This window comes from Kitasatospora cheerisanensis KCTC 2395 (genome assembly GCF_000696185.1).
GTDB lineage: Bacteria > Actinomycetota > Actinomycetes > Streptomycetales > Streptomycetaceae > Kitasatospora > Kitasatospora cheerisanensis.
In genome coordinates this window covers 3,043,950-3,070,388 of record NZ_KK853997.1, presented here as the reverse complement: position 1 = coordinate 3,070,388, position 26,439 = coordinate 3,043,950, and the positions used below count along the sequence as shown (strand labels likewise).

Annotated in this window: 26 protein-coding genes and 1 pseudogene; 12 read left to right on the top strand and 15 right to left on the bottom strand. The window is 74.0% G+C overall.

What is annotated here, in order from left to right:
* The first annotated feature begins 18 nt into the window (after positions 1-18).
* From KCH_RS13825 to KCH_RS13810, 4 genes are all read left to right on the top strand, one after another.
* The gene (locus KCH_RS13825; protein WP_035863030.1) at positions 19-984 is read left to right on the top strand and encodes an ABC transporter ATP-binding protein; all 966 of its coding nucleotides are present in this window, start codon (positions 19-21) and stop codon (positions 982-984) included.
* A 109-nt stretch (positions 985-1,093) separates the two neighbouring features.
* Positions 1,094-2,374, top strand: coding sequence for a DUF445 domain-containing protein (locus KCH_RS13820; protein WP_208866055.1), 1,281 nt, complete (start codon positions 1,094-1,096; stop codon positions 2,372-2,374).
* Positions 2,375-2,832: 458 nt separating this feature from the next.
* Positions 2,833-3,303: a sensor domain-containing protein gene (locus KCH_RS13815; RefSeq protein ID WP_035863027.1), complete on the top strand. Its 471-nt coding sequence runs from the start codon at positions 2,833-2,835 to the stop codon at positions 3,301-3,303.
* 71 nt (positions 3,304-3,374) lie between these two features.
* Complete coding sequence (locus tag KCH_RS13810) at positions 3,375-4,418, top strand: adenosine deaminase (RefSeq protein ID WP_035863025.1); 1,044 nt, start codon at positions 3,375-3,377, stop codon at positions 4,416-4,418.
* Here KCH_RS13810 and yidC read toward each other — a convergent pair.
* The 8 genes and pseudogenes from yidC to KCH_RS37270 all read right to left on the bottom strand — a co-directional run bounded on the left by yidC (position 4,388) and on the right by KCH_RS37270 (position 12,225).
* Positions 4,388-5,131 (bottom strand): membrane protein insertase YidC, encoded by a 744-nt coding sequence (yidC, locus tag KCH_RS13805; protein ID WP_063750145.1) that lies wholly within the window; start codon positions 5,129-5,131, stop codon positions 4,388-4,390. The genes KCH_RS13810 and yidC overlap by 31 nt on opposite strands.
* Positions 5,132-5,320: 189 nt before the next feature.
* Positions 5,321-5,599 carry a hypothetical protein gene (locus tag KCH_RS13800; RefSeq protein ID WP_035863024.1) on the bottom strand — a complete coding sequence of 93 codons (279 nt, stop codon included), beginning with the start codon at positions 5,597-5,599 and terminating at the stop codon, positions 5,321-5,323.
* Between the two features lie 96 nt (positions 5,600-5,695).
* A complete protein-coding gene (locus KCH_RS13795; protein ID WP_035871954.1) occupies positions 5,696-6,766 on the bottom strand; it encodes a Gfo/Idh/MocA family protein in 1,071 nt (356 codons plus the stop codon).
* 478 nt (positions 6,767-7,244) lie between these two features.
* Positions 7,245-7,379: pseudogene (locus tag KCH_RS39590) on the bottom strand (CGNR zinc finger domain-containing protein); the annotation flags it as partial.
* Positions 7,380-7,446: 67 nt separating this feature from the next.
* Complete coding sequence (locus KCH_RS13790) at positions 7,447-8,226, bottom strand: HAD-IIA family hydrolase (RefSeq protein ID WP_035863023.1); 780 nt, start codon at positions 8,224-8,226, stop codon at positions 7,447-7,449.
* Positions 8,227-8,452: 226 nt separating this feature from the next.
* Complete coding sequence (gene mycP / locus KCH_RS13785) at positions 8,453-9,922, bottom strand: type VII secretion-associated serine protease mycosin (protein ID WP_084223594.1); 1,470 nt, start codon at positions 9,920-9,922, stop codon at positions 8,453-8,455.
* A gap of 114 nt (positions 9,923-10,036) precedes the next feature.
* On the bottom strand, positions 10,037-11,659 hold the full coding sequence (locus KCH_RS46020; protein ID WP_035863020.1) for a WXG100 family type VII secretion target: 1,623 nt from the start codon (positions 11,657-11,659) through the stop codon (positions 10,037-10,039).
* Between the two features lie 38 nt (positions 11,660-11,697).
* The gene (locus tag KCH_RS37270; RefSeq protein WP_051653049.1) at positions 11,698-12,225 is read right to left on the bottom strand and encodes a hypothetical protein; all 528 of its coding nucleotides are present in this window, start codon (positions 12,223-12,225) and stop codon (positions 11,698-11,700) included.
* A 183-nt stretch (positions 12,226-12,408) separates the two neighbouring features.
* Between KCH_RS37270 and KCH_RS13770 the strand changes: the two genes are divergently transcribed.
* Together KCH_RS13770 and KCH_RS13765 are read left to right on the top strand one after the other, a co-directional pair.
* On the top strand, positions 12,409-13,533 hold the full coding sequence (locus KCH_RS13770) for a low temperature requirement protein A (RefSeq protein ID WP_051653048.1): 1,125 nt from the start codon (positions 12,409-12,411) through the stop codon (positions 13,531-13,533).
* Positions 13,534-13,620: 87 nt separating this feature from the next.
* Entirely contained in the window at positions 13,621-14,355 is a 735-nt protein-coding gene (locus KCH_RS13765) for a uracil-DNA glycosylase (protein ID WP_084223589.1), read from the top strand.
* A gap of 61 nt (positions 14,356-14,416) precedes the next feature.
* On the opposite strand, the gene KCH_RS13760 is transcribed toward KCH_RS13765, so the two are convergent.
* Positions 14,417-15,058 carry a 3-oxoacid CoA-transferase subunit B gene (locus KCH_RS13760; RefSeq protein ID WP_035863017.1) on the bottom strand — a complete coding sequence of 214 codons (642 nt, stop codon included), beginning with the start codon at positions 15,056-15,058 and terminating at the stop codon, positions 14,417-14,419.
* Positions 15,058-15,825, bottom strand: coding sequence for a CoA transferase subunit A (locus KCH_RS13755; protein ID WP_035863015.1), 768 nt, complete (start codon positions 15,823-15,825; stop codon positions 15,058-15,060). The genes KCH_RS13760 and KCH_RS13755 overlap by 1 nt, the downstream gene beginning before the upstream one ends.
* A gap of 263 nt (positions 15,826-16,088) precedes the next feature.
* Here KCH_RS13755 and KCH_RS13750 point away from each other — a divergent pair, with 263 nt between their 5' ends.
* Genes KCH_RS13750 through KCH_RS13725 form a run of 6 tightly spaced genes read left to right on the top strand, consistent with a single transcriptional unit; the run spans position 16,089 to position 21,591 of the window.
* Positions 16,089-17,327 carry a substrate-binding domain-containing protein gene (locus tag KCH_RS13750; RefSeq protein WP_035863014.1) on the top strand — a complete coding sequence of 413 codons (1,239 nt, stop codon included), beginning with the start codon at positions 16,089-16,091 and terminating at the stop codon, positions 17,325-17,327.
* Between the two features lie 5 nt (positions 17,328-17,332).
* A complete protein-coding gene (locus KCH_RS13745) occupies positions 17,333-18,091 on the top strand; it encodes an ABC transporter ATP-binding protein (RefSeq protein ID WP_051653047.1) in 759 nt (252 codons plus the stop codon).
* A complete protein-coding gene (locus KCH_RS13740; RefSeq protein WP_035863013.1) occupies positions 18,088-18,810 on the top strand; it encodes an ABC transporter ATP-binding protein in 723 nt (240 codons plus the stop codon). Before KCH_RS13745 ends, KCH_RS13740 begins: the two co-directional genes overlap by 4 nt.
* Entirely contained in the window at positions 18,810-19,676 is an 867-nt protein-coding gene (locus tag KCH_RS13735; protein ID WP_035863010.1) for a branched-chain amino acid ABC transporter permease, read from the top strand. The genes KCH_RS13740 and KCH_RS13735 overlap by 1 nt, the downstream gene beginning before the upstream one ends.
* Entirely contained in the window at positions 19,673-20,746 is a 1,074-nt protein-coding gene (locus KCH_RS13730; RefSeq protein ID WP_051653046.1) for a branched-chain amino acid ABC transporter permease, read from the top strand. The genes KCH_RS13735 and KCH_RS13730 overlap by 4 nt, the downstream gene beginning before the upstream one ends.
* The gene (locus tag KCH_RS13725) at positions 20,743-21,591 is read left to right on the top strand and encodes an alpha/beta fold hydrolase (RefSeq protein WP_035863008.1); all 849 of its coding nucleotides are present in this window, start codon (positions 20,743-20,745) and stop codon (positions 21,589-21,591) included. Before KCH_RS13730 ends, KCH_RS13725 begins: the two co-directional genes overlap by 4 nt.
* An 82-nt stretch (positions 21,592-21,673) precedes the next feature.
* On the opposite strand, the gene KCH_RS13720 is transcribed toward KCH_RS13725, so the two are convergent.
* From KCH_RS13720 to KCH_RS13700, 5 genes are all read right to left on the bottom strand, one after another.
* Positions 21,674-22,411, bottom strand: coding sequence for a choice-of-anchor P family protein (locus KCH_RS13720; protein ID WP_035863006.1), 738 nt, complete (start codon positions 22,409-22,411; stop codon positions 21,674-21,676).
* 148 nt (positions 22,412-22,559) lie between these two features.
* Positions 22,560-23,900, bottom strand: coding sequence for an XrtP-associated glycosyltransferase (locus KCH_RS13715; protein WP_035863004.1), 1,341 nt, complete (start codon positions 23,898-23,900; stop codon positions 22,560-22,562).
* Positions 23,897-24,478, bottom strand: a complete 582-nt coding sequence (locus tag KCH_RS13710) for an archaeosortase/exosortase family protein (protein WP_035863002.1) — start codon at positions 24,476-24,478, stop codon at positions 23,897-23,899. The genes KCH_RS13715 and KCH_RS13710 overlap by 4 nt, the downstream gene beginning before the upstream one ends.
* Before the next feature lie 60 nt (positions 24,479-24,538).
* On the bottom strand, positions 24,539-24,751 hold the full coding sequence (locus KCH_RS13705) for a hypothetical protein (protein WP_035863000.1): 213 nt from the start codon (positions 24,749-24,751) through the stop codon (positions 24,539-24,541).
* A 290-nt stretch (positions 24,752-25,041) separates the two neighbouring features.
* Entirely contained in the window at positions 25,042-26,301 is a 1,260-nt protein-coding gene (locus KCH_RS13700; RefSeq protein ID WP_035862997.1) for a polysaccharide deacetylase family protein, read from the bottom strand.
* Positions 26,302-26,439: the final 138 nt, after the last annotated feature.

Sequence of the window (26,439 nt, the reverse complement as noted above, 5' to 3'; positions counted from 1 at the left end):
CCGAAGGAGGAGGAGCCCATGGCGGTGATCGAGGTCGAGGACGTCCGACGGAGCTTCACCGTCCGGACCGGGAACGGCCGTTGGCGGCGCGAGAAGCGCGAGGTGCGGGCCGTGGACGGGCTCACCTTCCAGGTCGAGGAGGGCGAGTGCGTCGGCTACATCGGCCCGAACGGGGCCGGCAAGTCCACCACCGTCAAGATGCTCACCGGCATCCTGGTGCCCAGCGGCGGACGCCTGCGGGTGGCCGGCGTCGACCCCGCCGCGCGGCGGGCCGCGCTGGCCCGGCGGATCGGCGTGGTGTTCGGCCAGCGCACCACCCTGTGGTGGGACCTGCCGCTGCGCGACAGCTACGAACTGGCCCGCCGGATCTACCGGATCCCCGACGCCCGCTACCGGGCCAACCTCGACCGGTGCGTCGAACTGCTCGACCTGGGCGCGCTGCTGGACACCCCGGTGCGCCAGCTCTCGCTCGGCCAGCGGATGCGCGGCGACCTCGCCGCCGCCCTGCTGCACGACCCCAGCGTGCTCTACCTGGACGAGCCGACCATCGGACTCGACGTGATCAGCAGGACCAAGGTCCGCGAGTTCCTCCGCGAGACCAACCGGGACCGGCGCACCACCGTGCTGCTCACCACCCACGACCTCACCGACATCGAGCAGTTGTGCGGCCGGGTGATGGTGATCGACCACGGCCGGCTGGTCCTGGACGGCCCGCTGGAGCAGCTGCACGCGGCCGGCGAGAGCGAACGCACCCTGGTGGTCGACCTGGCCGCCGCGCACCCGCCGATCGAGCTGCCCGGGGTGCGCACCGTCAAGGTCGAAGGCCCCCGGCAGTGGCTGGCGTTCCCGGCCCGGCAGAGCGCCGCGCCGCTGGTCGCCGCCGTCGCCGAGCGCTACCCGCTGGTCGACCTGTCGGTGCGCGAACCCGCCATCGAGGACGTGATCGCCCGGATCTACGCGGGCGCCGCCGAACCCGCCCGCTGACCGGACCGCTGACCGGCCCGCTCCGACCCGTGAACGGCGCGTCCCGCCGGTGGATTCGCGAGGCGGCGGTCATTTCGTGCGACCGGTGTGCCAATCTGACGGGGTGAGTGTGGACGAGACGGCACCAGGAGTCAGCTTCACCGCCGCCGACGAGGCCAAGCGCCAGGGCGTACGGCGGATGAAGACCATCGCCACCGGCCTGTTCGGCCTGGCCACGGTCGTCTTCGCGCTCGCCACCTGGGCGGGCGCGGCCGGCGCGGGCAGTTGGGCGGGCTACGTGGCGGCCGCGGCCGAGGCCGGCATGGTCGGCGCGCTCGCCGACTGGTTCGCCGTCACCGCGCTGTTCCGCCGCCCGTTCGGGCTGCCGATCCCGCACACCGCGATCATCCCCACCAAGAAGGACGCGTTCGGGCGCTCGCTCGGCGACTTCGTCGGCGACAACTTCCTGTCCGCGCCGGTGGTCCGGGCCCGGCTCGGCCGGATCGGGGTGGCCCGGCGGCTCGGCGAGTGGCTGTCCGCGCCCGGCAGCGCCGAACGCGTCACCCACGAGGCCGCGGCCGCGCTGCGCGGCGTGCTCGCGGTGCTGCGCGACGAGGACGTGCAGGCCGTGGTCGCCGAGGCGATCACCCGGCGGGCCGCCGCCACCTCGGTCGCCGAACCGGCCGGCCGGATGCTCGGCAAGATCGTCGCCGACGGAGGGCACCGCGGCGTGGTCGACCTGGTCGCGGTCCGGGCCCGCGACTGGCTGGTCGAGCACCACGTCGAGGTGATCGCCCGGGTCACCGCCAAGACCCCCGGCTGGACGCCCAGGTTCCTCGACCAGCAGGTCGGCGAACGCGTCTACAAGGAACTGCTGCGCTTCGTCACCGACGTCCGCGACGACCCCGCGCACCCCGCGCGTGGTGCCCTCGACAACTTCCTCGCGGACTTCGCACAGGAACTCCAACACGACCCGGAGACCATCGCCCGGGTCGAGCGCGCCAAGTCCGACCTGCTGGACCGCCCCGAGGTGCAGGACCTGATCGCCTCCTCGTGGTCCGCGGTGCGAACCCTGGTGCTGAACGCGGCCGAGGACCAGGACAGCGAACTGCGCCGCCGGCTCACCGAGGGCCTGCGCTCGCTCGGCCGCCGCCTCGCCACCGATGGCAAACTCCAGGCCAAGACCGACGGCTGGCTGCTGGACGCCGCCGAGTACGTGGTCTCCACCTACCGGCAGGAGATCACCTCGCTGATCTCCGACACCGTGGCCGGCTGGGACGCCGACGACGCCTCCCGCAAGATCGAGGCCAACGTGGGCCGTGACCTGCAGTTCATCCGGATCAACGGCACCGTGGTCGGCGCCCTGGCGGGCCTGCTCATCCACACCGTCAGCACCGCCCTGGGCGGCTGACGGCCCGTCGGCCGTCGCCCCGGCCGCCGCCGCCCCGGTGGGCGCGCGTCCGAGCCCTTGGGTAGGGTGATCGACCGATCGGCGGCGGCCAGGGGGGCCGAAGCCAAGTACTGCACGGGGGAGTTGACGGGGATGACAGTACGTACGCGCACGCTGGGTCTGCGGGTCGCGGCGCTGATGGCGACCGGCCTGGTCCTGACGGCCTGCAACGAGGACGACGCCGCCACCGGCGCGGCCGGCGGGACTTCGCCCAGCGCGGCGGCCTCGGCCCGGCGTCCGCACCGGCCAGCGGCAAGGCCAAGGAGCCCGCCAAGCCCAGCAACCGTCCGAGCGGCAGCACCGCGGGCGGCGACGCCGCCGCGCAGGCCAAGGCCGACAAGCTGGCGCTGAGCGCCAAGGAGTGGGACAACGCCTTCGTCGCCGACGGCGACGACAACACCGACCGGGGCAACCAGGTCATGGACAAGTCCTGCAAGTTCAAGTCCGACGGCACCGCCGTCAAGGGCCTGGTCGCCAACACCTACCGGTTCGTGCGCCAGGACCACGAGAAGGACAGCACCTTCGCCAACACCGCGGCCAGCGTGTTCGGCACCGCCGACGCGGCCGCCAAGGACGTCGCCGAGCGCCGGGACAACACCAAGCGCTGCGAGAACTACACCGACGTCGAGACCCACGACGCCTTCCAGACCGTCCACGACATCGAGTCGCCGCAGGTGGCCGGCGCCGACGAGGTGTACTCCGAGGAGGGCCTCGCCGTGTACGACACCACCGACGGCGGCCGGACCGACCCGCGGCCGTTCTCGTACGTGATCGCCCGCAAGGGTGCCGTCACCGTGTCGGTGTTCGTCGACGTCGACCCCGAGCGGCAGGTCTTCGAGGGCCGGGCCCAGGCGCGCGAGGCGCTGAAGAAGCTCACCGCCAAGTGGTGACCGCGCAATTCGCCCCGGCGGGTTAGCATGCGAGGTCTGTCCGGGTCGGGGTGAGTAGACGGGAGCGTGCCATGGCCGAGGGAGCCCAGGGGATCGAGGCGTTCATCGCGGGAATGCCGAAGGCGGAGCTGCACGTGCACCACGTCGGCTCGGCCTCGCCGCGGGTGGTCGCCGAGCTCGCCGCCCGGCACGCCGGGCGCACCAAGGTCCCGATGGACCCGGAGGCGCTCGCCGAGTACTTCACCTTCACCGACTTCGCGCACTTCATCGAGGTGTACCTGAGCGTCGTCGACCTGATCCGCGACGCCGAGGACGTCCGGGCGCTCACCTACGGCGTCGCCCAGGACATGGCCCGGCAGAACATCCGGTACGCCGAACTGACCGTCACGCCCTACTCCTCGGTCAGCCGCGGCATCCCCGACGTCGCCTTCATGGAGGCGATCGAGGACGCCCGGCTGGCCGCCGAGAAGGAACTCGGCGTCGTCCTGCGCTGGTGCTTCGACATCCCCGGCGAGGCCGGCCTCGCCTCCGCCGAGGAGACCGCCCGGCTCGCCCTCGACCTGGCGCCCGCCGGACTCGTCTCCTTCGGCCTCGGCGGCCCCGAGATCGGCGTGCCGCGGCCGCAGTTCAAGCCCTACTTCGACCGGGCCCGGGCGGCCGGCCTGCACAGCGTGCCGCACGCCGGCGAGTCCACCGGGCCGGAGACCGTCTGGGACGCGATCCGGCTGCTCGGCGCCGAACGCATCGGCCACGGCACCCAGTCGGTGAAGGACCCGGCGCTGGTCGACCACCTCGGCGAGCACCGGATCCCGTTGGAGGTCTGCCCGACCTCCAACCTGGCGACCCGGGTGGTCGAGCGGATCGAGGAGCACCCGATCCGGCAGATGGTCGACGCCGGCCTGCTGGTCACCGTCAACAGCGACGATCCGCCGATGTTCGGCACCGACCTCAACACCGAGTACGCGGTCGCCGCGAAGTTGCTCGGCCTCGACGAGACCGGGATCGCCGGGCTCGCCCGCAACGCCGTGGAAGCCTCCTTCCTGGACGCGGCGGGCAAGCAGCGGCTCACCGGCGAGATCGACGCCTACCTGGCGGGCTGGCGGCGCACCGGCTGACGGGCGGCGGGGGCGGTGCTCTTCTGCTCGTCGACGGCGGTGGCGGGGGCGGTGGCCGGGCGGTGCAGGTACCAGCGCTCGGCCGCCGTCCACGCGGTGCTGGTCAGCAGGTAGACGCCGCCCGCGAGCGGCAGCAGCAGCGCGAACAGCGGCGTGCCGAACGCCAGCCAGCGCATCAGGCCGAGACCCGCGGGGGCGTCCGCCGGCACCGGCATCGCGCTCGCGCGGCGGACGTTCCACCAGGCCAGCGCGAGGAGCGCGGCCTCCAGGACGGCGAACACCGCGAACTGGGCCGGGGTGTGGGCGGCGGTCGGGTGGGTGCCGAGCGGGACTCCCGCGAGGGTGGCGTCCAGCAGGTTGCCCGGGGCGGTGGTGAACAGGCGGTACATCACCGAGAAGAACGGCGCCTGCGCGAGGGCCGGCAGCAGGCCCGCGAACGGGGAGACGCCCTCGGCGCGGTTCAGGGCCGTCAGTTCGCGGGCCAGCCGCTCCCGGTCCTTGCCGTGACGCTTCTTCAACTTCTCGACCTGCGGCGCGATCCGGGCCCGGGCCCGCTCGCCGCGGGCCGCGGAGCGGGCGAGCGGGTGCAGGGCGGCGCGGACCGCGAGGGTGAAGAGGACGATCGCGACGGCCGTGGGGACGACGGCGGCGAGGGCCGCGACGGCGGCGTGGGCGAGACGGACGGCGGGGTCCAGGACGCTCAGGACGGACATGGGTGGGCTCTCCGGTGGGTGCGCGTGGGACTGCGGACGGGTACGCGGAGGGCGGACGTGCCGGAGGGGTCCGACGGCACGCCGGAGGACGGCGTGCGGCACGGGAGCCGAAGGCTGTGCGTGGTCGCTCGCCCGGCTCCCGCGCCTCAGCGTGCGGGAGCTACGGCGCGAGCGGGAGGTGAGTGCCCCTCAGGCGGCCGCCGGGGCGCGGCCCGGCGCTCGGGGGCGGGGCGGCCCGGGCGGCCGGGTCGCGCGGGGGAGGTACGCGGTGCGGTAGGCGCGGCGGCGCAGCGCGGCGGCGTGGATCGCGGCCGGGTTGCCGGCGACGGGGAGCCGGGCCGGGCCGAGGGCCAGGGTGACGGCGCAGGTCAGCAGCAGCACGGCCGCGGTGGTGACGGCGCCCGGGCCGGCCGGCAGGTCTCCGGTGAGGACCCGGAGCAGCACGAGCAGGAGGGGAGTGACGAGCACGTGCGCACCTCCTTCGGGCCGGGTCCGTCCCGATGCTACGTCACCGGCGGGTCGGGGAACAGCAGTTGGTCCGCCTCCCGCCGGTGACGGCACGGGTCAGGGCAGGCGGACGACCTTCGCGGTCGCGGCGGAGGCCCGGGCGGCCTCCAGCACGGCGAGGGTGGCGACGGCGTCCCGGGGGTCGACCGGCGGCGGGGTGTGCTCGGCGAGCGAGGCGGTGATGCCCGCGTAGTAGGCCGGGTAGTCGCCGGGGTCGGTGGGGACGGGCTCGGCGTCGCCGTCGGCGCCGAGCAGGCCGTACGCGGCGGGGTCGTCGTCGCCCCAGTGGGTGGCGGCCGGTCCGGGGCGGCGGCCGGCCCGCAGCGCGGCCTCCTGCGGGTCCATGCCGAACTTGACGTACCCGGCGCTGTCGCCGAGCACCCGCAGGCGCGGCCCGGCGAGCGGGGCGAGGGCGCTGGTCCACAGCTGGGAGCGGACGCCGCCGCTGTGGGTGAGGGCGAGGAACGCGTCGTCGTCGACCACCGCGCCGTCCCGGCGGACGTCGATCTCCGCGTACACCGTCTCGACCGGCCCGAACAGGGCGAGGGCCTGGTCGACCAGGTGGCTGCCCAGGTCGTACAGGGTGCCGCCGACCTCGGCGGGGTCGGCGAGCTCGCGCCAGCCGGGCTTGGGCTTGGGGCGGAAGCGCTCGAACCGGGACTCGAAGCGGTGCACCCGGCCGAGCCGGCCCTCCTCGATCAGGCGGCGGGCGGTGAGGAAGTCGCCGTCCCAGCGCCGGTTCTGGAACACCGACAGCAGCAGGCCGGACTTCTCGGCGAACTCGCACAGGTCGCGGGCCTCGGCGCTGGTCGCGGCGAGCGGCTTGTCGACGACGGTGGCCAGGCCGGCCAGCAGGGCGGTGCGGGCCAGCGGCACGTGGGTGCGGTTGGGGGAGGCGATCACCACCAGGTCGAAGCGGTCGGCGTCCTCGAACAGCTGGTCCGGGTTGTCGAGGGCGCGGGCGCCGGGGTGGTCGCGGTGCAGCTGGGCGCGGCGGTCGGGGTTGGCGGTGACCACCGCGTCCAGCCGGAGTCCGGGGGTGGTGGCGATCAGCGGGGCGTGGAAGGCCGAGCCGGCCAGGCCGTAGCCGATCAGTCCGACGCGGAACGGGGCAGGGGGCGTGCTCATGCCCCCACTCAACCATCCCCGTCCCCCGGAGCGGCGGAGGCCGCCCCTCCGCGGCCCCGGTCGGCGCGGCCCGGCCGGACCGCCCGGCCTGCGGCGGTGCACGGTGGCCGCCGCCGCGCCGGTCAGCAGCAGCACCGACCCGAGCGACAGCAGCACGCCGTCGGCGGCGTCCCCGTCGGCGAGGGCGGTGGTGCGGCCGACGGGATCGGCGGCGGCCGGGACGGCGGCCGGGCCGCCGAGCAGGGCGGCGGCGGCCAGCAGGACGGCGGTGCGGCGGACGGAGGCCACGGGCGGGGCTCCTTGCGTCGTGCGGAGGGTGTGACCGGGACGCTAGCCGTACGGGGAACGGAAACTGACGGTACGTCAGGGTAGTTAGGCGCCGCTTAAGGCTGCCTTCAGGTGGCCCCGCCGGGCGGCGACGGGGCGGGGCCGGGCGGTCACGCGGTGTCCGCGGACGGCCGGCCCCGGCGGGCCGGGCTCAGGCGTTCTTCTGCCGGGCGTAGTGGCGCTGGGCCTTCGCGCGGTTGCCGCAGCCGGCCATCGAGCACCAGCGGCGGGTGCACTCCGGGTGGCTGCACGGCCTGGTCCGGTCGGGCCGTTCGCCGAGGATGCGCGGCCGGTGGGCAACAACACGTCGGAAGGGCCCGTCGGCGGTGCCGGGGAGCCCTTCCGACGGTGGGTCAGATCAGCTCGACCAGGTCCGCGATGGACTCCACCACCTGGGTCGGCCGGTACGGGAAGCGGTCCACGTCGCCGGCCTGGGTGAGGCCGGTCAGCACCAGGAAGGTCGACATGCCGGCCTCCATGCCGGAGACGATGTCGGTGTCCATCCGGTCGCCGATCATCGCGCTGTTCTCCGAGTGCGCGCCGATCGCGTTCAGGCCGGCCCGCATCATCAGCGGGTTCGGCTTGCCGACGAAGTACGGCTCCACGCCGGTCGCCTTGGTGATCAGCGCCGCGACCGCGCCGGTCGCCGGCAGCGCGCCCTCGGCGGACGGGCCGGTCTCGTCCGGGTTGGTGGCGATGAACCGGGCGCCCGCGTCGATCAGCCGGACCGCCTTCGTCATCGCCTCGAACGAGTAGGTGCGGGTCTCGCCGAGCACCACGAAGTCCGGGTCGCTGTCCGTCAGCACGTAGCCGACGTCGTGCAGCGCGGTGGTCAGGCCGGCCTCGCCGATCACGTACGCGGTGCCGTTCGGCCGCTGGTCGGACAGGAACTTCGCGGTCGCCAGCGCGGACGTCCAGATGTGCTCGGCGGGCACGTCCAGGCCCATCCGGGACAGCCGGGCGTGCAGGTCCCGCTGGGTGTAGATGGAGTTGTTGGTGAGCACCAGGAAGGGCTTTCCGGACTCACGCAGCCGCTTGATGAAGGCGTCGGCCCCCGGGATCGGCACGCCCTCGTGGATGAGGACTCCGTCCATGTCGGTCAGCCAGGTCTCGATGGGCTTGCGGTCTGCCACGGTGGGTCTCTCCTCGGTCTTGCGACGGTCGAACGATCGATGTGCATCGCTCCGACCGGACACCGCTGGCCGGTCGGGCGCCACTGGCTGCCCCAACGTGCCTCAGCCTAGTGCGCCGCGACCGCCGCCCACAGGGGCGTCCGCGCCGGTGAGCCCCGCGAACGCCGACGGCGGCGGCCCGGGCGGTCCCGGCCCGCCGCCGTCCGTGGCCGCCACGTCCGTCCGCTCAGCCCGCGTACGGGTTCCCGCCGCCCGGCGGCTGCTGACCGTACGGGGGCTGCTGGCCGTACGACTGCGGCGGCTGACCGTACGGGGGCTGCTGCCCGTACGGCTGGGACGCCTGCCCGTACGGGGGCTGCTGCGGTGGCGGGGCCTGGCCGTACGGCGGCTGACCGGGCATGGGCTGGCTGGGCATGGGCTGGCCCGGGAACGGCGGAACCGGGCCCGCCGCGGCAGGGCGGTTGCGGCGGGCGACCACGATCACCACGACCACCAGCAGCACGACGGCCACCGCCACGCCGCCGATCACCAGCGGCATGCTGCCCGACCCCGAGGACTTCCCGCTCGCGGCCGGCTGCTGCGCCGCCGGGTCCTGCCCGGCCGGGGAGTCGGCGGGCGCGGACGGCTTCGCGGCCGCGCCGTCGGACTTGCCGGGCTTCGGCGAGGACCCGGCCGCGGCGGGCAGCGGGCTGACGTTCGCCGGACCCGGGTCGCCGGGGTCGGTCAGCGCGATGCGCGGGCGGACGGTGCCGTAGCCGAGGTAGTCGCTGCGCTCCTTCGGGTTGCTGGCGGTGTTGATGAGGACGCGCAGCACCTGGTTGGCGGTCCAGTTCGGGTGGACGGACCAGATCAGGGCGGCGGAGGCGGAGGTGAGCGCTGCGGCGCCGGACGTGCCGTGGCCCTTGCAGTAGCCGGACGGGCCGGTGCAGGCACCGTAGATGTCCACGCCCGGCGCGGCGAGCGTGACCTGCGGGCCGTGCTCCGACTCCGCCGTGACCTTTCCGTTCTGGTCGGTGGCCGCCACCGCGACCACGCCGTTCATCGCGGAGGGGTACTCGACGCGGTTGCTGGTGTTGCCGCTGTTGCCGGCCGAGGCGAACACCAGGGAGCCCCGGGAGGCCGCGTGGTCGACGGCCGCCTTGAGCCTGTCGAGGTCGGCGGGCTTCAACGTGTCCGCGGCGACTCCCGAGGAGACGTTGATGATCTTGGCGTTGTGGTCGGCCGCGTAGGTGATGGCCTGGGATATCTGGTCCAGGATCGCGCTGTCGTTACCCGCTCCTCCCATGTAGTCGACCTTGATCGGGAGGATCTTCGCGCCGAGCGCGAGGCCGTACGCTCCGTTGCCGTTCAGGCCCTTCCCGGTGCCGGCGATGGCGCTGGCCATGGACGTTCCGTGGCCGTCCTGGTCGGAGAGCACGCCCCCGGGCAGCGTGCTGAAATCGGTCCCGGCCAACAACTGCCCGGCGAGGTCGGGCGCGTCGCCCTTCACACCGCCGTCCACCACGGCCACGGTGATGCCGGATCCGGTGCTGGTGCGCCACATCTCCTCGGCGTGCATCGCGTCCAGATGCCACTGCTGGGCGCGGATCGAGTCCACCGCGAGTGCGGGCCCGGCCGTCCACCCCCACAGGACGCCGGCGACCGCCGTCGCCGCGGCGAGCCGCCGCCCCCGTCCTGCCCCGCCCGTTCGCCGCATCACACGCTCCTTCGCACGCCGTCATGTCCGCCGGGTGTCGCCCGGCCGCACGATGCTGCCCGGCCGCAGGGGAACCGACTCCTGCGGCCGGGCAGTCGATGCGGTCCTACTCGATCACATTCGGGTTGACCGGGCCCATGCCCGACGTCCAGGTGTCCTCGTCCTCGTTGAGGTAGTCGGGACGCCTGCCCTGCGGCTTGCCCTTGCGGTTCGCACCGCCGTGGCCGCCGCCGAACGCACCCTGGCCGGCCCGGCCGTCGGCGCCCCGCTCGGCCCGACCGCGCAGCCCGGTGCCGCCCGGCGTGAACCCGCCGCCCGATCCCGACCCGCGCTGTCCGCCGACGGTGCCGCCCGCCCGGCCGACCAGGCCGCTGCCGCGCGCACCGCTGCCGCCGCCCTTGGCGCCGCCGGCGCCCGCGCCGCCACCGCCGTGCGGCATGCCGCCCATGCCCGGGGCGCCCGCGCGCCCCGCCTGGCCGGCCTGGCCCGTGCCCGCGGTGCTCGCGGTGGTGCCGCCGGGCCGCGCGCCCGCGCCGGCTCCGCCGGTGCCCGGCACGCCGCCGCCGGCCCGGCCGCCACCGGCCGTTCCGCCGCCACCGAGGCCGCCGCCGCCCAGGCCGCCGCCACCGATGCCGCCGCCCGGGTAGCCGCCGCCGTGCAGGCCGCCACCGCCGCTGCCGGTGCCGCCGCCGAGGTCACCGAGGCCGCCCCCGCCGAGGCCGCCGCCCCGCCGCCGTGGACCGGGATCCTCGGGTCGGGGAGCGTCGTGCCGGGCGGCGGCGTGTGGTCGATCCGGGTGCCCGGGTCCTTGATCACCGGGTCGGTGACCGGCGGAAGCGGGTTGTGGACCGGCGGGTTCCACGGCGGCTGCTGCACCGGCCCGCCGTGCACGGGCGGCTGCCACGGCGCGGGCCTGGGGACGGGAGTCGGCGTCGGCTGCGGGGTCGGGTTGGGAGCCGGGGCCGGTTGCACCCTGGGCGGCGTCGGCATGCCTCCGCCACCGGGGCCGCGCCCGCTTCCGCCGCCGTCGCCCCCGCCGACCGGGACGTTCTCGAGTCCCTGCTCGTGCCTGTTGTCCCCCGGCAGCGGCGGAAACTCCGGCGGCTGGACCGAGTTGAGCCGGGTGGTCGACTGCTCGTACGCCTGGCTGAGCCGGGTCATCTGCTGGACGGCCTCGTTGTGGGCCTGCTCGACGCGGCGCTGCGCGGCCTGGGCCTCCTCGGGGGTGACCCAGTCGGAGTCGACCATGTCGGCGACCTTGCCGGCCGCCCAGCCGCCGATGACGGTGCCGACGCCGGGGACGACGCTGCCGAGGACGGCGCCGCCGACGGTGACGGCCGTGTTGGGCTGGTCGTTGTAGCGGCTGACGATCTTCATGTCGGCGTGCGGCACGTCGGGCATGCCCGACTTGACGGCGGAGAGCGTCTCGCCGGCGGAGGCCATGTAGGTGCCGGCGTTCCGCGAGTACGAGGCCAGGTCCATGGTGGACCTGGAGACCTGGCTGCCCCAGGACTTGAAGCTGTCGGCGGCGCTGCCCTCCCAGTCGAGGCCGCTCATGTGCGCGTGCAGCTCGTTGCTGACCTCGTCCATCTTCTGCGCGGCGAGCAGCAGTCGCTGCCCCACCTGCATGACGGCGACCGGGTCCGTGTGCTGGACCATCGCCACCAGTTCCTCGTGGCTGGCGCCGTCGATCTCGCCGCCGTCACGGGCCATCCGCACGAAACGCTTCTCGGTCATCTCTCTTCTCCCCCGAAGCTCCGTCGCCGGAGCGGTCGTCAGTACGCGCCTTGCTGGGTGCCGGTGGCCGGGGCCTGCGGGCTCGCCGGGTAGGCGGCGGTCCGGGGCTGCGCGTCGGTCCGGGCCATGCTCCGGAACCGGTCCTCCTGCTCGGCGTCCGCGTTGCTGTAGGTCCCGGCGGCCTGGCCGACGCTCGCGCTCATCGCCTGGATCTGGGCGGCGAGGGTCTGCGAGAGCCGCTCCAGGTTGGTGTGCACGTTGGTGTAGGCGGTCATCAGGTCGCCGGCCTGGCCGAAGTTCTGTCCGAGCTGATGGCCGGTCAACTGCTGCTGGGAGACCTCGCCGTGGCTCGCGGGGGAGCCGTCGAGCTCGCGCAGGATCTGGTCGACCTTGTTCTTGAAGGTCTGCAGGTTCTCGACCTCGACCTGGACGGCCCCGCCGCCGACCTGGTTCGCGAGTGCCTGCGCCTGCGACACGGCGACCATGGCCGCCGTCTGCACGGCCGTCGCGGTCGACACCGCGTTGTAGATGAACCCGGACAACCCGTTGCCGGAGACGTCACTCATCGCCGATCCCCTCCCCCGTGGCGGACCCACCCCCGTGGTGGCCCGCCGGTGGCTCTTGGCCGCCCCCAAGATAGCGGTACGAACGGACGGTCCGTCGGCGGACCGGGGTTCCGGGCCCCGGTAGCCTGTGCCGGTCGTCCCCCCGGGGCGGCGTCAACGGGCATGGGGTGCGGGGGAGTTCGGATGGGGGAGAAGCGCGTCACCTGGGCGGAGCTGTACTTCGACCTGGTGTTCGTGTTCGCGGTGACGCAGGTGTCGGCCTTGCTGCACCACCACCACGACTGGGCGGGCTGCGGGCGGGCGCTGGTGGCGTTCGTGCCGGTGTACTGGTGCTGGGTGGGCACCACCGTGCAGGCCAACGTCCGGGACGTGGACAATCCGCGGGACCGGTTCGGGATCTTCGCGGTGGGCCTGGCCGGGCTGTTCATGGCGCTCGCGCTGCCGGCGGCGTTCGGGGCCCGCGGGGTGCTGTTCGGCGGCGCGTACTGGGCGGCGCGGCTGGTGCTGATCGGCCTGCTGGCCCGCCGGGTGCGGCGGATCTGGCTCGGCCCGTACGGGGTGGGCGCGTTCGTCACCGGGCCGCTGCTGGTGGTCGGCGGGCTGCTGCCGTCCCCGGCCCGGGAGGTGCTGTGGGCGCTGGCCGCGGCGGCGGACCTGGCGGCGCCGCTGGTGTTCCGCCGGCGGCTGGCGAAGGTCGAGTACCACCCGGGGCACCTGCCGGAGCGGTTCGGCCTGTTCCTGCTGGTGGCGCTCGGCGAGTCGATCGTCGGGATCGGCGCCCCGGTGGCGTCCGGCCCGCTGCACGCGGACCGACTCGCCTCGGTGGCGGTGGCGTTCGTGATCTCCTGCGCGCTGTGGTGGCAGTACTTCGGGTACGCCTCCGACGCGATGCGCTTCGCCCTGGAGACCGCGGTGTCGCGCCGCGACATGATGCGGCGGGTGTTCTCGTACGGGCACCTGGCGCTGATCGCCGGGGTGATCACCGTCGCGGTGGGCTTCGCCGAGACGGTGGCCCGGCCCGGGGAGGCGCTCGGCGGCGGCGCGCTGGGGCTGCTGTACGGCGGCAGCGCGCTGTACCTGCTGGCCTTCAACTACACCCGGCGGATGATGTTCGGGGTGCTGTCGCCGACCCGGCTGGCGGCCGCCGGGCTGGTGGCGGCGCTGCTGGCGCTGCTGCTGCTGACCCCGCTGCACCGGCTGCCGGCGCTGGCCGTGCTGGCCGTGCTGGCGGTGGTGCTGGTGGGCCTGAACGGCTGGGAGGCGCTGCGGGTGCGGCGGGCGGCGCGGGCTGTCGGCGCGACTGTGTAGCGTTCTTCGCAACGGGTCCGGGACGGGCCCGGGAACGTTCGAGCGAGAGCGGTCGCCGTGCGGCGCGCGGCCGGTGGGAGGTACAACGTGACGGAGCTGGCCGAGGCGTCCGTGGGCGGCGCGCTGGAGCTGCCCGAGTCCTGGCGCGCGGTGCTCGCCGAGGAGACCGGCAAGCCGTACTTCGCGCAGCTGGCGGAGTTCCTGGCGGCCGAGCGGGCCGAGCACGAGGTGTTCCCGCCCGCCGGGCAGGAGTTCTCGGCGCTGGACGTGACCGCGTACCAGGACGTCCGGGTGCTGGTCCTCGGCCAGGACCCGTACCACGACAACGGGCAGGCGCACGGGATGAGCTTCTCGGTGCTGCCCGGGGTGAAGGTCCCGCCGTCGCTGCGCAACATCTACAAGGAGCTCCACACCGACCTCGGCCTGTTCACGGACCCGGAGACCGGTGCGTTCCGGATGCCCGACAACGGCTACCTGATGCCGTGGGCCGAGCAGGGCGTGCTGCTGCTGAACGCGGTGCTCACCGTGCGGGCGCACGAGCCCAACTCGCACAAGGCCAAGGGCTGGGAGAAGTTCACCGACGCGGTGATCATGGCGGTCAGCGCCCGCGAGGAGCCCTGCGTGTTCGTGCTGTGGGGCGGCTACGCGAAGAAGAAGCTGGCGCTGATCGACACCGGGAAGCACGTGGTGGTGCAGAGCGGCCACCCGTCGCCGCTGTCGCAGAAGACCTTCTTCGGCACCAAGCCGTTCTCGCAGATCAACGCCGCGCTGGAGGGCTTCGGCCAGCAGGCGGTCGACTGGAGCATCCCGAACGTGAAGTAGCGGTCGGTGCAGGGGCGGTGGGCGTGAGGGGGCGCCCGCCGCCCCTGCGGCGCGTCCGGGGTCAGCCGGTGAGGATCTCCGGCTCGGTGGCGGCGCGGAGCTGCTCCAGGGTGGTGCCGCCGGCGAGTTCGACCAGGCGGAGGCCGTCGGGGGTGACGTCGAGGACGGCCAGGTCGGTGACGATGCGGTGGACGACGCCGCGGCCGGTGGCCGGCAGGGACAGCTCGTCGACGATCTTCGGGGTGCCGTCCTTGGCGGTGTGCTCCATCACCACGATCAGCCGGCGGGCGCCGTGGACCAGGTCCATCGCGCCGCCCATGCCCTTGACCATCTTGCCGGGGATCATCCAGTTGGCGAGGTCGCCGGAGGCCGAGACCTGCATCGCGCCGAGCACCGAGACGTCGATCCGGCCGGAGCGCACCATGCCGAAGGAGAACGCCGAATCGAAGTACGCCGCACCGGGGTTGACGGTGACGGTCTCCTTCCCGGCGTTGATCAGGTCGGGGTGGACGTCGGCGTCCGCCGGGTAGGGGCCGACGCCGAGGATGCCGTTCTCGGAGTGCAGCACCACGTGCACGCCGGGCGGCAGGTGGTTGGGGATCAGGGTGGGCAGGCCGATGCCGAGGTTCACGTACTGGCCGTCGCGCAGTTCGCGGGCGGCCCGGGCGGCGAGCACGTCGCGGGGGTCCGGCTGGGTGGTCATCAGGACTCCTTCGCGGCGGTGCGGCTGACGGTGCGGCGCTCGATCCGGCGGTCGGCCGGGTCGGCGGCGACCACCCGGTCCACGTACACGCCGGGCAGGTGGACGGCGTCCGGGTCCAGCTCGCCGGGCTCGACGATGCGGTCGGCCTCGACGACGGTGACCCGGCCGGCGGTGGCGCACAGCGGGTTGAAGTTGCGGGCCGCGGCGTGGAAGACGCAGTTGCCGTGCCGGTCGGCGACCTCGGCGCGGACGAGCGCGAAGTCGGCGACGATCGCCTCCTCCAGCAGGTACCGGCGGCCGCCGAACTCGCGGACCTCCTTCGGCGGGGAGGCGACCGCGATCTCGCCGCCGCCCGGCGCGTACCGCCAGGGCAGGCCGCCCTCCTCGACCTGGGTGCCGGCGCCGGCCGGGGTGTAGAAGGCGGGGATGCCCGCGCCGCCGGCCCGCAGCCGCTCGGCGAGGGTGCCCTGCGGGGTGAGTTCGACCTCGAGTTCGCCGTTCAGGTACTGGCGGGCGAACTCCTTGTTCTCGCCGACGTAGCTGGAGGTCATCCGGGCGATCCGGCCGGCCCGCAGCAGCAGGCCCAGGCCCCAGTCGTCCACGCCGCAGTTGTTCGAGACCACCCGCAGGCCGGTGGTGCCGGCCGCCACGAGCGCGTCGATCAGGGTGGACGGGATGCCGCACAGGCCGAAGCCGCCGACCGCGAGCACCGCGCCGTCGGGAATGTCCCCGACCGCGTGGGCGGGGGAGTCCAGGACCTTGTCCAAGGGGGCCACCTTCTCGAAGGGGGAGGGCTGACTGCGGCACCCACCCTCGCCGCAGGCCCGGACGCTTTCCATGGCGGGCGACGCCATGGAGCAGGGCCGATCCATGTGGGGGCCGCACACCTCGCGGCGGCCGACACCCGGACATGTCACCGACCCACACAGCCGTGCCCGCCGATGCGTGTTCCCGTCACATGTCGCCTTCCGGGCGGCCCCCCTACGGTTCCGGCATCCCACCAGCACAGGCACGTCAGGAGCTCCCCACCATGTCAGTCACGGACGCCACCCCCAGACGACCCGTCCGCAAGCTCGCCGCGCTGGCCGCCTGCGTGCTGCTCGCGGCCGGCTGCGCCAAGGCCGGCACGGCGGGCACCTCGGCCGAGGCGGGCGGGGGCGACAAGAGCCCGGTCAAGGTCGGCCTGGTCTACTCGAAGACCGGCCCGCTGGCCGCCTACGGCAAGCAGTACCTGGAGGGCTTCAAGGCGGGCCTGTCGTACGCCACCAAGGGCACGGGCGCGGTCGGCGGCCACCCGGTGGAGATCGCCGAGCAGGACGACGCGGGCGACCCGGCGAAGGCGGTCTCCGCGGCCAAGGACCTGATCGGCAAGAACTACAAGATCCTGGCGGGCTCGACCGCGTCCGGCGTGGCGCTGCAGGTCGGCCCGATCGCCGCGCAGAACAAGGTGCTGTTCATCTCCGGCCCGGCCGCCGCCGACAAGGTCACCGGCCTGAACAAGTACACCTTCCGCTCCGGCCGGCAGTCCTACCAGGACACGAAGGCGGCGGCGTCGTTCATCGGCGACGCCAAGGGCAAGAAGGTCACCGTCCTCGCCCAGGACAACGCCTTCGGCCAGGCCAACGTGGCCGCCGTCAAGGATGTCCTCGGCGGCGAGGGCGCCACCGTGGACGCGGTGCTCGCCCCGCCGTCCGCGACCGACCTGACGCCGTTCGCCACCCAGGCCAAGGCCGCCAAGCCCGACCTGCTGTTCGTCGCCTGGGCCGGCGACACCGCCTCCGCGCTGTGGACCTCGCTGAACCAGCAGGACGTGTTCTCCGCGACCAAGGTCGTCACCGGCCTCGACGTGGCCGCGTCCTACCCGCTGTTCGGCCCCGCCGCCGAGAAGATCGACTTCCTGAACCACTACTTCTCCGGCGCGGCCGGCGGCACCGAGGCCGAGCTGGCGATGAACGACTTCGTCACCAAGAACGGCTCGAAGTCCGACCTGTTCACCCCGGACGGCTTCACCGCCGCCCAGATGGTGGTGCACGCGCTGGAGGCCAACAAGGGCTCCGACGCGGACACCGACGCGCTGGTGAAGTCCCTGGAGGGCTGGAGCTTCGACGGCGTCAAGGGCAAGCTCACCGTCCGCGCCGAGGACCACGCGCTGCTCCAGCCGATGTTCCAGGTCAAGCTGACCGGCACCGGCGCCGCCGCCAAGCCCACCGCGGAGAAGGTGCTGTCCGCCGAGCAGGTCGCCCCGCCGGTCGCCAAGATGGCGGGCTGACCGCCATGAGCACCACCGCCCCGGTCCTGCGGCTGGACGGCCTCGGCTGGTCCGTCCGCGGCGTCCCGATCGTCCAGGACGTCACCCTCGACGTCGCCGAGGGCGAGTTCGTCGCCTTCATCGGCCCGAACGGGGCGGGCAAGACCTCCCTGTTCAACCTGATCTCCGGGATCTACCCGGCCAGCCACGGCACCCTCTACCTGGACGGCGCCGACATCACCGCCCTGCCGGTGCCCGCCCGGGCCCGGCGGGGCCTCGGCCGGACCTTCCAGACCTCCTCGCTGTGGCCCGGGCTGAGCGTCGCCGACCACGTCCGGCTGGCCGCCCAGGCCGCCGCCGGGCCCGGCGCGTCCTACCGGATCTGGCGGCGCGCCGACCGCTACCGGCAGCAGGTCGAGGAGACCCTGGAGCGCACCGGCCTCGCCGACCGGGCCGAGGACCTGGCCGGTTCCCTGTCGCACGGCGGCAAGCGGAAGCTGGAGCTGGCCGTGCTGCTGGTCGGAAACCCGCGGCTGATCCTGCTCGACGAGCCGATGGCCGGGGTGAGCGCCGAGGAGGTGCCCGCCCTGGTCGAGCTGATCCGCTCCGTCCACCAGGAGCAGGGCCGCACCGTGCTGATGGTCGAGCACCACATGGACGTGCTGCTGGGCCTCGCCGACCGGCTCGCCGTGATGCACCACGGCACCCTGCTCGCACTCGACACCCCCGAGGCCGTGATGGCCGACGAAACCGTCCAGGGGGCCTACCTCGGGGAGGCGCTGTGACGACCCTGCTCGCCGTCCGCGACCTCAGGGTGGTGATCGACGGACTGCACATCCTGCACGGGGTGGACCTGGACGTCGCCGCCACCGGGGTCACCGCGCTGCTCGGCCGCAACGGCGCCGGCAAGACCACCACCGTCAAGGCCGTCATGGGACTCGTCCCGCGCACCGGCTCACTGGTGTTCGACGGCGCCGACATCGGCCGGCTGCCCACCCACCTGGTGGTCCGCCGCGGCATCGGCTACGCCCCCGAGGACCGCGGCATCTTCGCCGGCCTCAGCGTCGCCGAGAACCTGCGCCTGGCGGAGCGGGACTCCGCCCCCGCCTACGACCTGGTGTTCGAGCTGTTCCCGGAGCTGAAGCAGCGTCACAAGCAGGCCGCCGGAACGCTGTCGGGCGGCCAGCAGCAGATGGTCGCGATCGCCCGCACGCTGCTCAACGGCAACCGGCTGATCATCGCCGACGAGCCCACCAAGGGCCTCGCCCCGAAGATCGTCACCGAGGTCGCCGACGTGCTCGCCCGGGCCGCCGAGACCGTGCCCGTGCTGCTGGTCGAGCAGAACCTGGCGCTGGTCCGCCGGGTCGCCGGCCACTGCGCCGTCCTCGCCGACGGCCGCACCGCCCACCAGGGCGACGCCCGCGAGCTGCTCGCCGACGAGGACGCCGCCCGCCGCCTGCTCGGCGTCGGCAGCCACCGCCCCGCACCCGAGGTGACCTCCTGATGAACACCGTCGTCCTGCTCGCCTGCACCGGACTGGGGCTCGGCGCGCTGTACTTCCTGGTCGCCTCCGGCCTGTCGCTGATCTTCGGCCTGATGGACGTGCTCAACTTCGCGCACGGCGCGCTGCTGTCCGTCGGCGCGTACGCCGCGTGGTGGGCCGCCACCGACGGCGGGCTCGGCTTCTGGCTGGCCGTCCCGTTCGGCACCGCGGTCGGCACCGCCGCCTCGGTGCTGCTCGAACTCGCCCTGATCCGGCCGCTGTACGCCCGGCCGCGGGACCAGATCCTCGCCACCGTCGGCGTCGGACTCGCGCTGCCCGCGCTGATCATGGGTATCTGGGGCGCCGACGCCCGGCCGTTCCCGCAGCCCGAGTCGCTGTCCGGCACGGTGCGGCTGCTCGGCGCGACCGTGCCGGTCAACCGCTTCGTGCTGATGGCCGCCGCGCTGATCGTGCTGGTGCTGCTGCGGCTGTTCCTGGCGAAGACCCGGTACGGGCTGATCGTCCGGGCCGGCGTCGAGGACCGCGCCATGGTGACCGCCCTCGGCATCGACGTCCGCAAGGCGTTCACGCTGGTCTTCGCGATCGGCGGCGCCGCCGCCTCGCTCGGCGGGGCGCTGGCGGGCCTGTACTTCGGCTCGCTCAACCCCGGCCAGGGCACCGGGCTGCTGATCTTCGCGTTCGTGGTCGTGGTGATGGGCGGCATGGGCTCCGTCACCGGCGCGGCCGTCGCCTCGGTCGGCGTCGGACTCGTTCAGCAGTTCGCCAACTACTACACCGCAGCCGGCCTGGGTGACCTGTCCGTGGTCGTCCTGCTGGCCGTGCTGCTGCTCGTCAAGCCGCGCGGACTCACCGGGAGACTCGCATGACCACCCACCTCAAGCGCTGGTGGCCGCTGGCCCTGCTGCTCGTCCTGCTGATCGCGCCGTACAGCACCCTCCCGCTGCCCGGCCTGCTCGACGGGCCGCTCGGCAGCCCCGGCAGCCTCCAGCTGATCGCGCTGTGCCTGGTCTACGGCGGCCTCGCCACCGGCTACGACCTGCTGCTCGGCCGCACCGGCCTGCTGTCCTTCGGCCACGCCCTGTACTTCGCCACCGGCCTGTACGCCACCGACCTGGCGATGCTGGAGCTCGGCCTCGGCTTCGTCCCGGCCGCGGTGTTCGGCATCGCCTGCTCGATCGCGCTGGCGCTGCTGCTCGGCTCGGTGTCGCTGCGGGTCACCGGCATCGGCTTCTCCATGGTCACCCTGGCGTTCGCCCAGGCCGGCGCGATCCTGGTGCAGCGCAACCCCGGCGGCCTGACCGGCGGCGAGGAGGGCCGCTCCGCGCCCGCCGAGCACCTGCCGGACGCGCTGATCGGCATCCAGAACACCGCCAACCTGTACTGGATCGCGGTGCTGTACCTGGTCGTCACGCTCGCCGTGGTGCAGTGGACGGTCTCCTCGCCGACCGGCCGGATCTGGGCCGGCATCCGGGAGAACGAGCGCCGCGTCGAGGTGCTGGGCCTGCGGCCGTACGGCTTCAAGCTGGTCGCGTTCACCGTGGCCGGCGGCCTGGCCGGCGCCGGCGGCGTGGTCTACCTGCTGCTCACCGGCGGCGCCACCCCGCAGGCGGCGAGCTCGGACGCGACGCTGGCGCTGCTGGTGATGGTGGTGCTCGGCGGCTCCGGCACCCGGTGGGGGCCGCTGCTCGGCGGCGTGCTGTACACCTGGGCGGCGCACCGGCTGGGCGACCTCGCCAACTCCGAGTCGATCGCCGAACTCCCGTCCGTGCTGCGGGTTCCGCTCTCCCAGCCGCTGTTCCTGCTCGGTACGCTCTTCGTCGCCGTGGTCTACCTGCTGCCCGGCGGCCTGGCCCGGCTCCCCGCCCGGTTGCGGGCGGGCCGCGCCGCCCGGGCCGCCGAGGGGTCCGTCACCGCCGTCCCGGAAGGCGCCGCATGATCCTCCCCCAGCACCTCACCGTCCCCGTCGACGGCGGCGAACTCGCCGTCCTGCACTGGCCGGCGGCCGCGCCGGACGCCCCCGTGGTGGTCGCCGTGCACGGGATCACCGCGAACGCGCTGGCCTGGGCGGGCCTGGCCCGCCTGCTCGACGGCCGGGTCGCGCTGTACGCCCCCGACCTGCGCGGCCGGGCCGCCAGCCGCGAACTGCCCGGCCCGTGGGGCCTCGGCCGGCACGCGGACGACGTGGCCGCGCTGATCCGGCACCTGGACGCCGGCCCGGTCCGGCTGGTCGGCCACTCGATGGGCGCCTGGGTCTCCGCCGTCACCGCCACCCGGTACCCGGAGCTGCTCGCCGACCTGCTGCTGGTCGACGGCGCGGTCACCTTCCCGCTGCCGGAGGGCGTCCGCGAGGAGGACGCGCTGGCCGCCGTCCTCGGCCCGGCGCTGGCCCGGCTGTCGATGACGTTCGAGAGCCGCGAGGCGTACCGCGCGTTCTGGCGGGCGCACCCCGCGTTCGCCGACTGGAGCGAGGAGCTCGACGCCTATACCCAGCGCGACCTGATCGGCGAGGCCCCCGAGCTGGTCTCCTCCTGCGTCCACGAGGCGATCACCACCGACGGCACCCAGGTGCTGCTCGACCCGGAGGCGGCCGGCGCGATCCACCGCCTGACCGTGCCGGTCCGCTTCCTGTACGCCGAGCGCGGGCTGCTGAACGAACCTCAGGCGCTGTACGACGAGGACCGGCTGACGGCCGCGAAGGTGACCGTGCCGACCGAGCTGCTCCCCGGCACCAGCCACTACTCGATCATCTGGTCCGAGCGGCTGGCCGAGCTGGTCGGCTGAGCGCCCCGGGCCCGGACAGCCGGGTGCCCTCCCGCCTTCGCGTCGAAGGGGAGAGGGCACCCGGCTTCCGGCGCCTGACGGGTCAGGCGCGGCGGCGCCGCAGGTACGCGGTGCCGAGGACGGTCGCGGCGGCCAGCGAGCCGCCGATCACGCCGACCTTGGTGTTGATCATCGGGACGGTCCCGGCCGGCGGGGCGCCGCCGCACTCGACGTGGCCGACGATCACGTTGGCGCCGCCGAGGGCGGGCAGCAGGGTGAAGTGCACGGCGTTGACGGTGAGGACCCCGTTGGCGTCGGTGGACTGCTCGTTGAGGATCAGCTCGCCCAGGCCGGGCAGGTTGACGCCGGTGTTGACCGGCGCGTTCGCCTGCAGGGTGGTCGGGATGCCCAGGATGGTGACGGTGCCGCCCGCGATGACGCCGTTGCCGGTGGCGCCGTTCGGGGTGGCGTCACAGGTGGAGTTGACGCCGGTCAGCGCCGCGGACAGGGTCGGGCCGAAGGTGATGCCCAGCTGGTCGACGGTGGCGGAGGCGGAGGAGGTGCCGGCCGCCGGGTCGCCCGCCGTGGTCGCGGTGAGCGTGGAGTTGGTGGCGAACGGGCCGACGGTCAGGCCGATCTCGGTGACGGTGCCGCCCGGCGGGTAGGTGGACAGCGGCTGCGGGGGCACCGCGGCGGCGCCGTTCAGAGCGTCGGCCGAGACCACGTACGCCGTTGCCTCGGGGGAGGTGAGGGCGGCGAACGCGGGGGCGGTGGTGCAGAACAGGCCGGCGGCGAGGGCCGCGCCGGCCAGGACGCGGCGGCGGGTGGAGACGGTGGTCACGGAGGGACCGCCTTTCTGGGGAGGGATGCCGGGTTCCGGTGGTCGATGACCAATTCCCTGAGCTGGCAAGGGGGTTATATGAAATTCAGGAAATCCGGTCGAATGGAGTACTCGGTCGAGGAGAGGTGGCGGACGAACTGACGGAGCGTCAATTCACCGCCACGGATGCCGTCCGGGCGGTCTTGTGCCAGCCGCGGTTCCCGCGCAGCAGCCGCCAGAACGCCCGCACCGCCACCAGGTAGGTGCCGGCCGCGTAGACCGCCAGCGCCAGCCCGTAGCCGAGCGCGGAGCCCCGGCCGATGTCGCGCTCGCAGCGGCGCCGGTACAGCGGCCCCCAGATCGCGAACTCGGCCACCCCGAGCACCAGGTACAGGGACAGCAGCAGCGCGCCGCCGTGGCTGAGGAAGTCGGCGGTGAACTCCGGGTAGGCCCAGGCGTGGTAGCCGAAGACGCCGATCGGCAGCAGGTACGCGAACAGGCCGACCACCTGCAGCCAGGGCTGCGCCATGAAGTAGCCCACCTCCAGGAAGCCGAGGGCGCTGAACTCCCGGGAGCGCCAGATCCGCGGCAGGTAGCGGGCGCACTGCATCGAGCCCTGCGCCCAGCGCACCCGCTGGGTGAGCAGCTGCCGCACGCTCCACAGCGCCTCCTGCTCGACCCAGGCGGTGGTGGTGTAGCCGTTGCGGCGGCCCGCCAGCATCATCCGCAGGCCGAGCTCGAAGTCCTCCAGCAGGGCGCGGCCCCACGGGTCGCCGGTCTCGGCGGCGACCTGGCGCAGCGCGCTCAGCCGGTTGGCCTGCCCGTTGCCGCCGACGTTGACCGTGCCGGTACGGCGCCGGGTGATCTGCATCGCCGAGATCGGCCCGCGGAACTCCAGGTCCTGCAGCCGGGCGAGCAGCCGGGCCCGGGCGTTGGCGGTCCGGCCGCGGCCGGGCAGCGGCGCGGCCACCGCCCGGTTCGACATCCGGACCTCGACCTGGACGGCGCCGACCGCCGGGTCGCCGAACGAGGCCGGCCCGGACAGCACCTGCAGCAGGTTCGGCGACGGCCGGCCGTCCGCGTCCACCACCGTGAGCACCACCCGGTCCGGGTCGGTGCCGGGCGGCAGCCAGGCCTCCAGCGCGTGGTAGGCGGCGTTCAGCGCGTCGCCCTTGCCGGTGCGGGCGTCCGGCAGCCGGCGCTGCACCAGGTGGACGGGCAGCCCGGCGTCGCCGAGCGCGCGGACCACCTCGGCGGTGCGGTCCACCGAGTGGTCGTCCACCACCCACAGCCGGGCGGTCGGGAACCGGCGGTGCAGGTGGTCGAGGGTGGTGCCGATCACCGCCTCCTCGTCGCGGCACGGCACCACGAAGTGCCACTGGTAGCCGGACGGGTCGCCGGGGGCGTCGGGCCGGGCCCGCAGGAAGCCGGTCACGATCACCCCGACGTAGCCGAGGAAGCCGACACCGAGGACGAAGGACAGGCAGACGGAGAGATCGAGCAGGCTCACGGGGCGACGTCCTCGGCTGGGGCGGAGCCGCGGGCGACCACGGCGAGGCAGAGCAGCAGGGCCACCAGCGCGGCGGCCATCATCAGCACCGAGCCGAACAGGACGTGCGTCCACTCGAAGCCGGCGCTGCCGTAGCGGTGCTGCATGGCGACGATCAGGGTGAGCCGGCCCAGGTTGGTGCCGGCGATCAGGGCGACCGCCAGGCCCAGCGCCAGCAGCAGTCGGCCCGGGCGGCGGTGGCCGAACAGCAGCAGCAGGCCCAGGACCAGCGCGAACGGGGCGATCAGCAGGGCGCTGCTGCACCCGGTGGTCAGCGCGATGCCGCGCTCCATGCCCTCCGGCCCGCCGGCGTACAGCACCGGCGCGTGCGGGCTGGGCAGCAGCAGGGTGCGCAGGCCCAGCAGGTGGGTCGCCAGCTGGGCGACGGCGGTCAACTCCAGGTTGCGGTAGAGGTGTTCGCCGCCGACCAGCAGGCCGGCCAGGGCGAGGGAGAGCGGGCCGCACACCATGCCGAGACGGCCGGGGCGGGAACGGGTGGCCGGCCGGGCCGGCAGCCCGGAGAGCGCAGTGGCAGGCATGGGCGGCTCCACGCGGAAGAGCCGGACCCGGTGGTCGCCCCACCCGGGCCCGGGGGGCGGTCAGGGGCGGCGGTCCGGTCCGGGCCGCTCGGGCGGCTGCTCGGCGGCGGGGGCGGTGGTGCCCAGCCGGCCGCGCCGCACCAGCAGCACGCCGAGCAGCAGCATCCCGGTGGCCGCGGCCGCGGCCAGGCCGAGCCCGGGCGAGCCGGTGGAGGCCAGCACTCCGCCGCCGGCCGCGGCGGGCGGCATGCCGCCCGTGATGTGTCCGTACACGGTCGTCTCCTCTCGTCTCGGCCCGGTGGTTCCAGGCCGAGCCAAAGGTGACTTCCGGGCCGATCATCAGACCGCATCGACGCGCGGTTCGGGTCGAAGACCACTCGGACGCCGCACGGCCGCCCGCGGCGCGATCGGCCGTCGGTGGCAGCGGGTCTGAGGTGGCGTCAGAAGGCCGGAGGAGGTGCCGGGCGGGTGCGGTCACCGTGCGGCGATCGGGCGGCGAACGCGAAACGCGAACGGCCGGGTCGCGCCCCGCGGGGCGCGACCCGGCCGTGGCCGACGGAGTGTCAGGGGGTGCCGAGGAAGGTCTGCCAGCCGCCCGCCGGGGCCTGGCCGACGTTCAGGGTGCGGAGCTTGCGCAGCGTCGACTGGTCCTGCACCTCCAGCCACTCGACCAGCTGCTTGAACGAGACCAGGCGCACGTCCGGCTTGCCGGCGATCTGCTTGAGGGTCTCCTCGACGGCGTCCATGTAGATGCCGCCGTTCCACTGCTCGAAGTGGTTGCCGACGAAGAACGGCGCCCGGTTGGTGGTGTAGGCGCGGTTGAAGCCCGCCAGGTACGAGTCGCGGGCCTGGTCGCGCCACTGGCCGTACTTGGCCGGGTCGCCCTTGGTGGAGCCGGCGGACTGGTTGGCCAGGATGTTGTAGTCCATCGACAGCACCTGGAAGTTGTGCCCGGGGAACGGGATGCCCTGCAGCGGGAAGTCCCAGATCTTGCCGTCCTGGACCTTCTGCGGCCAGATCTGCTGACCGCCGGGCGAGCTGGCGTCGTACTTCCAGCCGAGCTTGGCGGCCGTCGGCAGCAGCGCCTTCTGGCCCTCCAGGCACGGGGTGCGGCCGCCGATCAGCTCCTTCTTGTAGTCGAAGGGCAGCGGGTCGACGTCGGTGATGCCGGTGTGGGTCTTCCACTGGGTGACGAAGGAGACCGCCTGCTCGATCTCGCTCTCCCAGTCCTCCGGCGTCCACTTGTTCACGCCGTTCCCGTCCGAACGGGTCGAGCAGAAGTGCCCGTTGAAGTGGGTGCCGATCTCGTGGCCCGCCAGCCAGGCCTGGCTGATCAGCTTCAGCGTGTTGCGGACGGCGCCCTCGGAAAGGAACGGGATGTCGGACGCGCCCTGCGAGTGCTTCGGCGGGTGGTACAGCGACGCCTTCTCCTTCGGCAGCGTGTAGATGCCGGACAGGAAGAAGGTCATCGCCGCCTTGTGCTCCGCGGCGAGCTTCAGGAAGCGGCTGAACTGGCCGTCGTCGGTGGCGCCCGCGCCGTCCCAGGAGAACACCACGAACTGCGGCGGGGCCTCGCCGGGCTTGAGCTTCTCCGGCTTCGGCTGGTTCGGCTGCGGACCGGTGTCGGCGTTCGAACCGTCGCCCAGCGGCGTGCCCTTGGACGGGGACTGGCCCGGCGCGGGCTTGCCGCCGCCGCTGCCCGTGCCCGCGTCCTGACCCGGGCGGCCGCTCGCACCGCCCCCGCCGGAACATGCGGCGACGGCCCCCAGGGCCGCGGTGGCCGCCGTGGCGGACAGCACTGTCCTGCGCGAGATGGTGCTCATGGTCTCCCCTGCCGCAGTGGGCCCGGCCGCCGAAGGTCCGGACCGCGACACGCGGATCCGAAAGTCAACTTCTGGCAAACTCGGACAATTTGACGGTTTAGCCACCCAAGGATGGCATGTCCAGGGTGGTCGGTCCAA

Bases quoted from the DNA above. Each gene is read 5' to 3' on its own strand.
- KCH_RS13825 (WP_035863030.1), top strand. From the start codon at position 19: ATGGCGGTGATCGAGGTCGAGGACGTCCGACGGAGCTTCACCGTCCGG.
- KCH_RS13815 (WP_035863027.1), top strand. From the start codon at position 2,833: ATGGACAAGTCCTGCAAGTTCAAGTCCGACGGCACCGCCGTCAAGGGC.
- KCH_RS13810 (WP_035863025.1), top strand. From the start codon at position 3,375: ATGGCCGAGGGAGCCCAGGGGATCGAGGCGTTCATCGCGGGAATGCCG.
- yidC (WP_063750145.1), bottom strand. From the start codon at position 5,131: ATGTCCGTCCTGAGCGTCCTGGACCCCGCCGTCCGTCTCGCCCACGCC.
- KCH_RS13795 (WP_035871954.1), bottom strand. From the start codon at position 6,766: ATGAGCACGCCCCCTGCCCCGTTCCGCGTCGGACTGATCGGCTACGGC.
- mycP (WP_084223594.1), bottom strand. From the start codon at position 9,922: ATGCGGCGAACGGGCGGGGCAGGACGGGGGCGGCGGCTCGCCGCGGCG.
- KCH_RS46020 (WP_035863020.1), bottom strand. From the start codon at position 11,659: ATGACCGAGAAGCGTTTCGTGCGGATGGCCCGTGACGGCGGCGAGATC.
- KCH_RS37270 (WP_051653049.1), bottom strand. From the start codon at position 12,225: ATGAGTGACGTCTCCGGCAACGGGTTGTCCGGGTTCATCTACAACGCG.
- KCH_RS13770 (WP_051653048.1), top strand. From the start codon at position 12,409: ATGGGGGAGAAGCGCGTCACCTGGGCGGAGCTGTACTTCGACCTGGTG.
- KCH_RS13760 (WP_035863017.1), bottom strand. From the start codon at position 15,058: ATGACCACCCAGCCGGACCCCCGCGACGTGCTCGCCGCCCGGGCCGCC.
- KCH_RS13750 (WP_035863014.1), top strand. From the start codon at position 16,089: ATGTCAGTCACGGACGCCACCCCCAGACGACCCGTCCGCAAGCTCGCC.
- KCH_RS13745 (WP_051653047.1), top strand. From the start codon at position 17,333: ATGAGCACCACCGCCCCGGTCCTGCGGCTGGACGGCCTCGGCTGGTCC.
- KCH_RS13735 (WP_035863010.1), top strand. From the start codon at position 18,810: ATGAACACCGTCGTCCTGCTCGCCTGCACCGGACTGGGGCTCGGCGCG.
- KCH_RS13730 (WP_051653046.1), top strand. From the start codon at position 19,673: ATGACCACCCACCTCAAGCGCTGGTGGCCGCTGGCCCTGCTGCTCGTC.
- KCH_RS13725 (WP_035863008.1), top strand. From the start codon at position 20,743: ATGATCCTCCCCCAGCACCTCACCGTCCCCGTCGACGGCGGCGAACTC.
- KCH_RS13710 (WP_035863002.1), bottom strand. From the start codon at position 24,478: ATGCCTGCCACTGCGCTCTCCGGGCTGCCGGCCCGGCCGGCCACCCGT.
- KCH_RS13700 (WP_035862997.1), bottom strand. From the start codon at position 26,301: ATGAGCACCATCTCGCGCAGGACAGTGCTGTCCGCCACGGCGGCCACC.